Origin of the sequence: Nocardia rhamnosiphila NBRC 108938, assembly GCF_000720425.1 — a bacterium.
In the GTDB taxonomy this organism is placed as follows: Bacteria; Actinomycetota; Actinomycetes; order Mycobacteriales; family Mycobacteriaceae; genus Nocardia; species Nocardia rhamnosiphila.
Genome location: NZ_JOAJ01000003.1, coordinates 827,670 through 839,198 on the forward strand (window position 1 = coordinate 827,670; position 11,529 = coordinate 839,198).

Sequence of the window (11,529 nt, forward strand, 5' to 3'; positions counted from 1 at the left end):
TACAACTCGTAAGAGTTAATGTGGACTCGCCTGTCAGGAGACTCATGCCCGCCTTCACCGGCACCGATCCCGCTCGATTCATCGCCGACTTCTTCACCTCCTTCAACGAACACCTGCTGGCCGACGACGAGGACGCGGCAGTCGTCGTCGATCGGTTCCACACCCCCGACATCGTGCAAGTCGCCGACGGGCACCGGATGGACCGCGACAAGCTGATCGCGCACACTCGCCCGGTACGAAAGAACCGCCCCGGCAGCCACATCGACGTACACGAGGCCATCGCCGACAACGACCGGATCGCCGCCCGCTACACCCTCCACGTCCGGCAGCGCGGCAAGGAACTCGCCGTCGAGGTCTGCTTCTTCGGCAGCTTCGCACCGGACGGACGGATGCGGCAGGCACATATGCTCACCCGCACCGCGACCACCGACAACCAGCATCCGCAGGATGTGCGGCCATGAGCGAGCACCGCTACACAGTCCTCGGGATGGCGTGCGACCACTGCGCCGCATTCGTTGCCGAGGCAATCGAACGCCTACCCGGTGTCACGGGAATCGCGGTGGACGTGCACACCGACTCCGTCACGGTGACCAGCACCGGCGACCTCGACCTCGCCGATGTCCGTGCCGCTGTCGACGCCGCCGGATACGACCTCGCCGGCACCTGACCCCGGACCGGCAGTGGCTGCCGGCGCCTCGACACCGGACCGCGGTCTACCGCGGTATCGGCTCGATCCGGTCGTTCCGACCCCCCGCCGCTACCGTCGGGGCCCGCACCGCCGCTACCGGCCCGGGACGATCCGCCGCTACCGGTCCGGGTCCGCACCGCCGGCCGGGCGCCGGCCCGGATGCTGCCGGGCCAGCGCGCGGCCGATGACGCGAGCACCGTCGGGGAACGCGCCCGGATTCGGCCCGGAGTAGTTGATCCGCAGGTAGGCGCCCGTGGGTTCGGCGGGGAACCATTCGTCGCCGGGAGCCACCACCACGCCCCCGGCCTCGCAGTCCCGCATGAGCCGGGTCAGCTCGGTGTGCTCGGGTAGCCGGACCCAGAGGTTGAGTCCGCCCCGCGGCACCAGTTCCGGGACCGCGTCGGGGGCGTGCTCCCGGAGCGCGGTCAGCAGCAGGTCGCGGCGGATGGCCAACCGCTGCCCCAGACCGCGCAGATGGGTCCGCCACCCCGGATGAGACACCACATCGAGCGCGACCGCCTGCAGCAGCCCGCTCACGTACATGGACTCGGCCTGCGCATCGGAGAGGATCCGATCGCGCGCCGGCCCGCGCGCGACCACGGCGGCGATCCGGACCGACGGGGAGACGCTCTTGGTGAGCGACCGCAGATAGATCACATGCCCGCTGTCGTCCCGTGCGGCCAGCGGGACAGGCACCGAGTCGATGCCGAAATCGTGCGCCCAGTCGTCCTCGATGAGGAAGGCACCGTACTCGCGCACCACCTCGAGCACCCGCGCGGCGGTCTGCGGAGCCCACTGGGCGCCGGTGGGATTGGCGAAATGGGGTTGCGCGTAGAAGGCGCGGGCCCCGGTCTGTCCGAATGCGCGGGCCAGTTCCGCCGGCCGTGGACCCTGCGGCCCGCTCGGCACCGGTACCACCCGCACCCCGGCCCGCTCGGCGGCCATCAGCGCCCCCCAGTAGGTCGGCGATTCCACCAGCAGCGGCCGGCCGGGGCCGACCAGCGACTGGAAGGTGGTGTTCAGGCCGCTCTGGCTGCCGCCGAACACGATGACATCGCTGGGGACCGGCGGCAGCACACCGGCCGGGGTCACCGTCGCCAGTTCGGTGGCGAACCAGCTCTGCAGTTCCGGGGCCCCCGCGGTCGGTGGACGGCCGATCGCGGCATCGCTGCGCGCGGCCCGCGTGAAGGCGGCGCGGACCAGGCGGACCGGGAGCAGTTCCCGGTCGGGGTAGCCCGAATGCAGGGCGATCCGGTCGTTGGGCACCGTCCGCAGGACGGTGGACATCTGGGCGCGCCGGCCGCGCGGTGTACCGAGGGCCGCGGTCTGCCAGCCGTAGTCGGCCGGCCGGGCCGGGCGCACCGCCCGGACGAACGTGCCGACCCCCGGCCGGCTCTCCACCAACCCCTGGGCCACCAGCGCACGCAACGCCTTCTGGACGGTGACCGGACTCGCCGAGTACCGCGCGACCAATGTGCGGGTGGAGGGCAGCCTGGCCCCCGCGGGGGCCGTCGCGATCCACGCGCGGAGGTCCGCGACGATCCGCGAACTGCTATCGTCGGACATGAAGAAACATAGTAGCGCTACTCATCAGCGCAGTGCACTGCTATCGCCTACTCGGATCGGCCCGGCCTGGGGGCTGCTCGGGGTCGCGGCATTCTCGCTGACCGTCCCGCTCACCCGGATCACCGTGGCCGGGGGCGGAATGTCTCCGCTGTTCGTCGCCTGCGCCCGGGCCGTCGTCGCCACCGTCCTGGCCGCCACGGCACTACTCGTCACCCGTCAGCCACTGCCCCGCGGCGGGCAATGGCTCCGGCTCGGCATCGTCGCGGCCGGTGTGGTCGCGGGCTTCCCATTGCTCACCACGTTCGCGCTCACCACCACCTCGGCCGGTCACAGCGCGGTGGTGATCGCGCTGCTCCCGGCGGCCACCGCCGTCCTGGCGGTCCTGCGCACCGAGGAACGACCACCGCGCGCGTTCTGGTGTGCCGCGGCCGCGGGAGCGGTGGCGGCCGTAGGCTTCGCGGTGTTCGGCGGAGGCGGGTTCGGGGGTCTGCACTGGTCGGATCTGCTGCTGTTCGGCGCGGTCGTCGCGGCCGCTGCCGGGTACGCCGAAGGCGGGCTGCTGGCCCGCGAACTCGGGCCCTGGCAGACCATCTCCTGGGCACTCGTTCTGTCGGCGCCGCCAATGGTCGCGCTTGCCGCTATCGCGGTCGTCGGCCAAGCGCCGACCGGTTCCCCGGCACAGTGGGCGTCGTTCGCCTACCTCGGCGTGGTCAGCATGTTCCTCGGCTTCCTGGCGTGGTACCGCGGGCTCGCATACGGTCCGATGGCGCAGGTCAGCCAGATCCAGCTGGTCCAGCCGGTACTCACCCTCGGCTGGGCCGCGCTGCTCCTCGGCGAATCCGTGACGTGGTCGACCGCGCTGGGCGCGCTCGCGGTCATCGCCTGCGCCGGCAGCGCCGTGCGGACCCGGCTCGGGCACCCCGGACCCGACCGCGGTTCCGGGCCGGCTCGCACCGACTCGGTACCACTCGCCGGCCGCAACCGGGCGAGAACTGCCGAACCGGCGGCCGATCACGGGTCCACGGCACAGCGGCGGAGCACTACGCCGGCGCGCGCCGTCCGGTGATGGTGGTGGTTCCGCTCACCCCCGGGAATCCCGCGCCCACCCCGTTCGTTACCGCAGTGGAGCCCGGCGATCGGGCTCGCGGACGAGGGAGCAGTACCCGCATCGCGACAAGACTGACTCGGAAGGTTTTGTCATGTCCTGGGTCGTCCTGCTGCTGTCGGGGGTGCTGGAGGCCGTCTGGGCCGCCGCGCTGTCGGCCTCGCACGGTTTCCGCCGGTGGAAACCCACTGTTCTGTTCATCGCGGCGCTGGTCCTGAGTATGGCCGGCCTCGCCTGGGCGATGATCGATCTGCCGACCGGCACCGCCTACGCCGTCTGGGTGGGTACCGGCGCGACATTGACCGTCGGGTGGGCCGTCGTCACCGGCCGCGAGCGCGCGGATACCGCTCGCGTGCTGTTGCTCTCGCTGCTCATCCTGTCCGTGGTGGGCCTGAAGGCGGTGAGCTGACCATGGCGTGGATCATCCTGCTGGTCAGCGCTGTCTGCGAAGCGGTCTGGGCGACCGCGCTCGGCAGATCGGCGGGCCTGACCGAACCGGTGGCGGCGACCGTCTTCTTCGTCGCGCTGGCGGCCAGCATGCTCGGGCTGGGCCGGGCGGTGCGCGATATTCCGATCGGCAGCGCCTACGCCGTCTGGACCGGCGTCGGCACCGCTCTGACGGTGGCCTACGCCATGATCACGGGCGGCGAGGCGGTCACGCTCGCGAAGGTCGTCTGCCTGACCGGGATCGTGGTCGCGGTCATCGGGCTCGAACTGGTCCCGCACGAGAAGCGGGACGAGTAGCGGCCGCTCCGCGCGGCGGTACTTCCGCCGCGCGGAGTCCCCTCACCCTGGACGCATTCAACATTGCAAGCCTATTTGTTGCTTTGTAAGCTGACCGGCATGGTCAGTCCGAGCACCCGGGCCCCGAATTTCATTGCGCCCCGGCCGCTGCGGGTCCTCGGCGCGGTCATCGACGCCTACCGGAGCATATTCGTCTCCGGGCCCGCGGCACCGCTGCTGTCCCGGCCGAATCCGGTACGCCGCGGCGGTTTCGACCTGCGGCTGGTGGTGGAAGCCCTCCGGGAGGAAGGCGGCGGAGTCCGCGGATTCGACCTGCGCGCGGCCGACGGCGGCCTGCTCCCGGCCTGGCGACCGGGCGCCCACATCGACCTCTTCCTCCCCTCCGGGCGACAGCGGCAGTATTCCCTCTGCGGTAACCCTCGCGAACGGTTCCGCTACCGGATCGCGGTCCGCCGGATCGACGACGGCGAGGGCGGTTCGCTGGAGATGCACCGCGATATCCGCCCCGGCCATCCGCTACGGGCCCGGGGCCCGCGCAACGCCTTCACCTTCGTGGCGGCCCCGGCGTACCTGTTCATCGCCGGCGGTATCGGTATCACCCCGATCCTGCCGATGGTCCGGGCCGCGGGCGCGCGCGGCCGGCTGATCTATACCGGCCGGTCCCGCGCCACCATGCCGTTCGTCGCGGACCTGCCCGGAGCCGATATCCGCCCCGACGACGAATACGGTCCGCCGGACATCCCGGAACTGATCGCGACCGCCCCGCCCGGGGCGGCCGTCTATGTCTGCGGCCCGCCGCCGATGCTGGCCGCGGCCCGGCGCAGCATGTTCGAGCTGAATCCCACCGGTTCCCTGCACACCGAGCAGTTCTCCGCGCCCGCCGTACTCGACGGCACAGAATTCGACGTGACCCTGGCGCGGACGGGCCGCACGGTCCGGGTGGGCGCCCGGGAGACCGCGCTCACCGCGATCGGCCGGGTCGTCCCGGATGCCGCCTATTCGTGCCGCCAGGGTTTCTGCGGCACCTGCCGGACGGCGGTGCTCGCCGGCGAGGTGGACCACCGCGATCGGGCACTACCCGATTCCGAACGCACGACCCATATGCTCCCCTGCGTGTCACGCGCGGCGGGCGACGCACTGGTTCTCGACCTCTGAGCCGGAAGGACCGGACCATGTCCGCAGCGGCCGAACACCGGCATATCGTCGTCGTGGGCGCGGGCTTCAGCGGTATCGGTCTCGCGGTCCGGCTCCGCGAGGCCGGTTTCGACGATCTGCTGGTCCTGGAACGAGCCGACGACCTGGGCGGCACCTGGCGCGCCAACACCTATCCCGGCTGTGCCTGCGATGTGCCCTTCGGCAAACTCCAGCTGCTGCGGCAGGTCCGCGATCCGGAGCTCCGGCGGCGGCCGGCCCCGGACTACATGATCGGTTGTCAGCGGGCCATCTTCTCCGATACCTATCTGCCCGCACTCGGCGAGCCGAATGTCGCGGTGGTCACCGACGCGATCGCGCGGGTCGGACCGCATTCGATCGTGAGCCGCGGCGGCGCCGAGTACCCGGTCGACACGATCATCTTCGGTACCGGTTTCGCCGCCCTGCCCAGCGCCTTCGAACGATTCGTCGGGCGTGAGGGCAGATCCGTCGCGGATCTGTACAGCGAGCAGCCCCAGAGCTATCTCGGCACCACACTGGCCGGCTTTCCCAACTTCTTCTGCACGCTGGGACCGTTCGGCACGGCCGGTAACCAGTCCGCCCTCTTCATGATCGAATCCCAGATCGCCTATATCGTCGACGCGTTGCGCACCGCACGCGAGCGGTCGGCGCGCCGGGTGGAAGTCGAACCCGGTGTACAGGACGCGTTCCTCGACGAGATGGCGCGCCGCAGTGTGTCCACGGTGTGGGTATCGGGTGGATGCACCGGCTATTACCAGACCCCCGACGGCCGAAATGCGGGACTCTATCCGAATTGGAGTTTCGAATACCGTTACCGCACAAGGAATTTCGATGCCGACTCGTACATGATCAGCTAGTGATCCGACCCGTCCGCACAGGCCGGCGGGACCCCCGACGGAATCGGCCACCGCGCGCCATGACGCCGGCCGGCCGGGAGAACCGTGGTCTCGGGGAAGACGGAGTGCGCATCGCGCCGGATGCCGGCACGCGGATCCCGAACGCAGCCGGACCGGCGACTCCGCTCGGGCTCAGGGATAGACCAGCTCGCGATAGGTGTCCAGGATCTTCTGGATCGAGGAGGTGACATGCAACTCGCCGTTGAGCGGCGCCCATTCGTAGCCGGCGTGCGCGCTCAGCACCACAGGACCGGTCGCCGCCACTTCGACGGCGAAGTGCAATCGCCGCACCGGCTTCCCGGCGGGGGACAGATAGTCGAAATCACCGATGTGGTGCCGGATATCCGTGACGGTCAGCCCCGTCTCCTCCTGCACCCCGCGAATGAGGGCTCCGGTCACCGATTCTCCCGGTTCGACGGTCGCGCCGGGCAGTTTCAAGGTGGGGCTGATCGGTCCGGTACTGGGCAGTTCGAGTAGCAGGACTTCCCCACCCCGGTCTATGATCGCACCCACCCGCAGTCCGACCCCGTCCCGCTCGCCACGTGGCAGGGTCTCGTCGAACATGGATACCGACATACGCGGTTTCACCAACCTTCGATCGGGCGGACTCGCCTCGGTCACGCCATAGGCGAGCGTTTCGATATTACCGCGTCGTGACCATCGGATGACAGCGGATCGACCGAAGTGAGCTGCACAACAGTGCCGTCCGGACCGCCCGCCCGCACCTGTCCGGCAGCAGGGAAACACATCCGCACCGGAGAATTGCGCGGGTGAATTCACTTGCTCGACAACGTATCCCGGCGTCCCGACGACTTCCCGGCGATACCGTTGCCGACGACGTGACCGAGCGGAATCCGCGCTCACCGTGATCGCCGTCGATGACATCCACTTGTGACGGACACCTCGCCGTTACGGAATCGATGACCGCGGCCGAACCCGCGCCCACAGCGGGCGCCCCACGCCCCCGGAGAGGTCGCCGCGGTGTGCGCCCGACCCCTACCGGCACCCCGTCCGCCGCGCAGCGGAGCCGTCGACGACAGCGGGGGGCGGCGGAGCCGGTGCGGCCGCACCGGTCGCCGCGCCGGGGCCGTGACCGGGTCCCGTCCGCCCGGCGGTGATCCGCACGACCGCCGAAGCGAGGGCCCTGGCCGGAGACCTCCCCGACACGCGAAGGGCCCTCCAGCTCCATGACGAGAGTACTATTCTCGTAAATCAGAGTATACTTTCCCCAATCCGATAATCGGACCTATGCTGAGCGGGTGCCCCAGCGTGATCGGTATCGGGTCGTCCAGTGGACGACCGGCAATGTCGGAAAGAGCTCGGTTCGCGCCATCGTCGCGAACCCCACCCTCGAACTCGTCGGCTGCTACGCGTGGGCGCCGGCGAAAGTGGGTCGCGATATCGGCGAACTGTGCGGTATCGACCCCCTGGGTATCACCGCGACCGACGACGTGGACGCGCTGCTCGCGCTGAAACCGGACTGCGTCGTCTACAACCCCATGTGGATCGATGTGGACGAGCTGGTGTGCATCCTGTCGGCCGGCGTCGACGTGGTCACCACCGCCTCGTTCATCACCGGCCACCGGCAGGGCCCGGGTCGCGACCGGCTCGCCGAGGCCTGTCGCCGTGGCGGTTCGACGATCTTCGGCTCCGGCATCAGCCCCGGATTCATCGATCTGCTGGCCATTGTGTCGGCCGGTATCTGCGACCGCGTCGACAAGGTGACCGTCAGCGAAGCCGCGGACACCACTTTCTACGACTCTCCCGCGACCGAACGCCCGGTGGGCTTCGGACAGCCCATCGACCACCCCGGCCTGCCGGAGATGGCGGCCGAGGGCACCGGGGTCTTCGGCGAGGCCGTGCGGATGATCGGCGACGCCTTGGACGTGGAGCTCGACGAGGTGCGTTGCGATGCGGAGTTCGCGCAGACCACCGCGGACCTCGATCTGGGGTCGTGGACCATTCCGGCCGGTTGTGTGGCGGGAGTGTTCGCGAGCTGGAAAGGAATCGTCGCCGGACGCACCCTGGTGGAACTGACGGTGCGGTGGCGTAAGGGGCAGACCCTGGAACCGGACTGGAAGATCGACCAGGACGGCTGGATCCTGCAGGTGGACGGGCGACCGACCGTGAAGAACGTGGTGAGTTTCCTGCCGCCCCCGGATTTCCAGGCGGAGACCATCGCCGATTTCATGACCCTCGGCCACATCATGACCGCCATGCCGGTGATCAACGCGATTCCCGCCGTGGTCGCCGCGGCGCCCGGCATCGTGACCTACAACGATCTGCCGCTCATCCGGCCGCAGGGGGTCGTCCCCGGGGTCGGATGACGGCCCGCGGCGGCGCCCACGGCCGCCGGGCGGTCCGGCCGAACCCGCGGATCATCAACCCGGTGACCGACGCCGTCCCCCCTCGTCGCCCGTACCCTTGACATTTTTATGACGACCAGTCTACTTTTTTCCTCATGGGCGCCAAAGGAGCCGAGACCCGGCAGCGAATGATCGAGGCGACCCGGCACTCGATCGAGCGCCAGGGCTACTTCGGCACCGGACTGAACCAGATCCTCACCGAGAGCGGCACTCCGCGGGGTTCGCTGTACTTCCACTTCCCCGGCGGTAAAGACGAACTGGTCGCCGCGGCCGTCACCCAGACCTCCGGACTGGTCGACGCGGCACTCGACGCGGCCGACCTCACCGATCCGGCCGGTGCGGTCGCCGGGCTGATCACCCTGCTCGGCGAGCGGCTCGAGGCCTCCGGCTGGGAGAACGGATGCCCGGTCGCCACCGTCGCATTGGAGGTCGCGGGGACGAACGACGCGGTCCAGCGGGCGTGCGCCCAGGTGTACGCGCGCTGGACCGAGGCGCTGCGCATCATTCTGCGGACCGCCGGATATCGCGATGCCGATGATCTCGCGGTCTCCCTGCTCGCGCTGGTCGAGGGCGCACTGCTGCTCGCCCGGACCCACCGCAGCCGCGATCCGCTGGATCGGGCCGCGCGCGTCGCCCGCACCCTGCTCTGACTCCCGTTCCATGCAAGGATTTCGGCATCTTCACAAAATATGTAGACCAGTCTAGTTAGGAAGTGGATATGAGTACTCCCGACACCGTCGTCTTCGGGGCGGCGGGATTCATCGGCCGCGCCCTCGTCGCCCGGCTGCTACAGCAGGGCCACACCGTCGCCGCGGCGGTCCGCCCCGGGACCGAGGCACGGCTGCTGTCCTGGCTGGACAACCGGGATCTCGACCGGGAGCGGCTCACCGTACTCGGCTGCGATATCACCGATCCCGGCCTCGGCGCCCTGGGCGCGGCACCATTGGACGACGTACGCGATGTCTACAACTGCGCCGCGCGGTTCTCCTTCGGGCTCGATCCCGCGGCGGCCCGCGCGGTGAACCTCGACGGCGCCCTTCACGTACTGCACTGGTCCGCCGGCCGCCCGCGGCTGCGCCGGCTCGTCCACATCACCGGCTACCGGGTCACCGTGCCGGAATCCGCCGAGCACGACTACGCCGTCGGCGCCTACGGCGCCTCCAAATTCGAAGCGGACGCGGTGCTGCGCGAACAGGCCGCGGCCGCCGCGGTCCCGCTGACCGTCGCGAATCCGAGCACCGTCGTCGGGCCCGGTCAGTACATCGGCCTGGCCGAACTCGTCCGCGATCTGTGGCACGGCGCACTGCCCGCGCTGCCCGGCAACGCGGAGACTCTGCTCCCGATCCTGGACCTGGACTACTTCGTCGATTTCCTGACTCTGCTCCCGCGGCAACCGGATACCGCCGGCCGTTCCTACACCGTTCTCGACCCGGCCAGTCCGCCGCTCCCGGAACTGATCGGGCTGCTGGCCCGGCATATGCACGTCCGCGCGCCGCGCCTCACCCTCCCCGTAGGCCTGGTGGCGCGCCTGCCCCGCCGGCTGACCGGGGTGGACCCCGAACGCCTGGCCTTCATCTCCGGCGATCGCTACGACACCTCCGCCGCCGACGCGGTGGCCGCGCGCGCCGGGCTCACCCACCCCGCGGCCGAAACCGTGCTCCGGGACTGGGCGGATCACCTGGTGAGCACCCGATTCGGCGCCACCGAAGCCGATCCCACCGCGGGCTTCGACCGCGGGCTCTGGGTCTCCGGCGAACGGCACACGCCGGAATACGTCCTCCTGCACGGACTTCCGACCGACAGCGAAGCCTGGCGCGAGGTCCGTGGCATGCTCGACGCCCGCACTCTCGCCGCCGACCTCCCCGGCCTGGGCCGGTCCGCGCCGCAGCCGGCCGGGCCGGACAGGTGGCTCGACGAGCTCTTGGCGCCGGTCGCCGGCCGCCCGGTGCTGGTGGGCCATTCCTTCGGCTGTGTGCCGGTACTCCGATACGCCGCCGCCCATCCCGACCGCGTCGCGGGCGTGGTCCTGGTGGCCCCGGCCTTCCTGCAGAGCGGCGGCTCCCGCCTCGCCCGCACCCCGGTCGCCACCGCGCTGCTGCGCCGCCTGCGGCCCGAACGACTGGCCGCGCTCCTGGAGATCCCGGCGGGCCCGGCGGCGGAGAGCGCGAGCGCGAACCTGCACCGCCCCGGAGTGGCCCGCCGCACGGTCGCGGCGCTACGCGCCGCCGGCAGGCCGGATGCCCGCGCGACCGCCCGCCGCCTCCTCGACGAACTGCGCGTGCCGGTCCATCTGGTGACCGGGTCCGGCGATCCGCTGACCACCGCGGTCACCGCCCCGGTCACCGAGATCGCGGGCGCCGGTCATTATCCGCAACTCACCCATCCCGAACAGGTCGCCCGGATTCTCGATTCGGCCCGGAGGGATTTCGCGGACAGCACCCGCCGGGCGACGGCCCCGGGCCGGTAATCGGGCTGGTCCGGCCGGGCCGCATCCGCGCAGTCCGGCCCGCACCTGCCGGATCTGCTCGGCCACCGCCTCGGGGGTCTTGTACCCGGCCGCCGGAAATCCCGGTCCGCCCGCTTCCCCGACGCGCACCACCGATTCCGGCGTCGAGGACCCACCCGTCATCGGCGCCGCCACTATCGGCACGGCCGGGCGACAGCCATGGACGCCGGCGCGGCAGCCGACCCCGGCACATCTCCTCGGTGCGCGGCGTCCGCGGCGGCGGGTGGATCGCTCCTCGGCCTGCTGTGCGAATCGGGCAGCGCGACCCGACCGGCCCCTGGCCGACCGGCAGCGCTGGATGGCATGGCCGGCCCCGCTACCGCCGCAGCCGGAGGGTCCCTGGATCGATCGCCGCCGACCCTGCAGGCGATCCGACCCGGGCACGTACGACCGGCGATCGGTGGCCGGGCCACCGATCGCCGGTCGTACCTATCGATTCCTCATCGCGACAGCGAATCGCGCAACGCGGTCACACCCGCCCGGCG

General features: G+C 70.7%; 12 protein-coding genes, 1 pseudogene and 1 riboswitch. Of the genes and pseudogenes, 10 read left to right on the forward strand and 3 right to left on the reverse strand.

Annotation, left to right across the window (positions count from 1 at the left end; translation table 11 throughout):
- Window positions 1-44: 44 nt before the first annotated feature.
- The gene (locus tag IG75_RS0115730) at window positions 45-461 is read left to right on the forward strand and encodes a nuclear transport factor 2 family protein (RefSeq protein WP_036513779.1); all 417 of its coding nucleotides are present in this window, start codon (window positions 45-47) and stop codon (window positions 459-461) included.
- Entirely contained in the window at window positions 458-667 is a 210-nt protein-coding gene (locus IG75_RS0115735) for a heavy-metal-associated domain-containing protein (RefSeq protein WP_030522023.1), read from the forward strand. The genes IG75_RS0115730 and IG75_RS0115735 overlap by 4 nt, the downstream gene beginning before the upstream one ends.
- Before the next feature lie 138 nt (window positions 668-805).
- Here the strand turns inward: IG75_RS0115735 and IG75_RS0115740 are convergent, their stop codons facing one another.
- Window positions 806-2,254 (reverse strand): aminotransferase-like domain-containing protein, encoded by a 1,449-nt coding sequence (locus IG75_RS0115740; protein WP_051714594.1) that lies wholly within the window; start codon window positions 2,252-2,254, stop codon window positions 806-808.
- Between IG75_RS0115740 and IG75_RS0115745 the strand changes: the two genes are divergently transcribed.
- The 5 genes from IG75_RS0115745 (at window position 2,253) to IG75_RS0115765 (ending at window position 6,133) form a co-directional block, all read left to right on the forward strand.
- Window positions 2,253-3,320 carry a DMT family transporter gene (locus IG75_RS0115745; RefSeq protein ID WP_081876900.1) on the forward strand — a complete coding sequence of 356 codons (1,068 nt, stop codon included), beginning with the start codon at window positions 2,253-2,255 and terminating at the stop codon, window positions 3,318-3,320. The two genes, IG75_RS0115740 and IG75_RS0115745, sit on opposite strands and share 2 nt — an antisense overlap.
- Window positions 3,321-3,376: 56 nt before the next feature.
- Window positions 3,377-3,443, forward strand: a riboswitch (guanidine-III (ykkC-III) riboswitch).
- A gap of 10 nt (window positions 3,444-3,453) precedes the next feature.
- Window positions 3,454-3,768 (forward strand): DMT family transporter, encoded by a 315-nt coding sequence (locus tag IG75_RS0115750; protein WP_030522026.1) that lies wholly within the window; start codon window positions 3,454-3,456, stop codon window positions 3,766-3,768.
- A 2-nt stretch (window positions 3,769-3,770) separates the two neighbouring features.
- Window positions 3,771-4,103, forward strand: a complete 333-nt coding sequence (locus IG75_RS0115755) for a DMT family transporter (RefSeq protein WP_030522027.1) — start codon at window positions 3,771-3,773, stop codon at window positions 4,101-4,103.
- Between the two features lie 99 nt (window positions 4,104-4,202).
- Window positions 4,203-5,258: a PDR/VanB family oxidoreductase gene (locus IG75_RS0115760; RefSeq protein ID WP_030522028.1), complete on the forward strand. Its 1,056-nt coding sequence runs from the start codon at window positions 4,203-4,205 to the stop codon at window positions 5,256-5,258.
- A 17-nt stretch (window positions 5,259-5,275) separates the two neighbouring features.
- Window positions 5,276-6,133, forward strand: coding sequence for a flavin-containing monooxygenase (locus tag IG75_RS0115765; protein WP_030522029.1), 858 nt, complete (start codon window positions 5,276-5,278; stop codon window positions 6,131-6,133).
- Between the two features lie 171 nt (window positions 6,134-6,304).
- Here the strand turns inward: IG75_RS0115765 and IG75_RS39570 are convergent, their stop codons facing one another.
- A complete protein-coding gene (locus IG75_RS39570) occupies window positions 6,305-6,760 on the reverse strand; it encodes an NUDIX domain-containing protein (protein WP_162183794.1) in 456 nt (151 codons plus the stop codon).
- Window positions 6,761-7,431: 671 nt separating this feature from the next.
- Between IG75_RS39570 and IG75_RS0115775 the strand changes: the two genes are divergently transcribed.
- The 3 genes from IG75_RS0115775 to IG75_RS0115785 all read left to right on the forward strand — a co-directional run bounded on the left by IG75_RS0115775 (window position 7,432) and on the right by IG75_RS0115785 (window position 11,005).
- On the forward strand, window positions 7,432-8,499 hold the full coding sequence (locus tag IG75_RS0115775; RefSeq protein WP_030522031.1) for an NAD(P)H-dependent amine dehydrogenase family protein: 1,068 nt from the start codon (window positions 7,432-7,434) through the stop codon (window positions 8,497-8,499).
- A gap of 134 nt (window positions 8,500-8,633) precedes the next feature.
- Window positions 8,634-9,188, forward strand: coding sequence for a TetR/AcrR family transcriptional regulator (locus IG75_RS0115780; RefSeq protein WP_030522032.1), 555 nt, complete (start codon window positions 8,634-8,636; stop codon window positions 9,186-9,188).
- A 68-nt stretch (window positions 9,189-9,256) separates the two neighbouring features.
- Window positions 9,257-11,005, forward strand: a complete 1,749-nt coding sequence (locus tag IG75_RS0115785) for an alpha/beta fold hydrolase (RefSeq protein ID WP_051714649.1) — start codon at window positions 9,257-9,259, stop codon at window positions 11,003-11,005.
- A gap of 48 nt (window positions 11,006-11,053) precedes the next feature.
- Here IG75_RS0115785 and IG75_RS40760 read toward each other — a convergent pair.
- Window positions 11,054-11,428: pseudogene (locus IG75_RS40760) on the reverse strand (nitronate monooxygenase); the annotation flags it as partial.
- Window positions 11,429-11,529 lie beyond the last annotated feature (101 nt).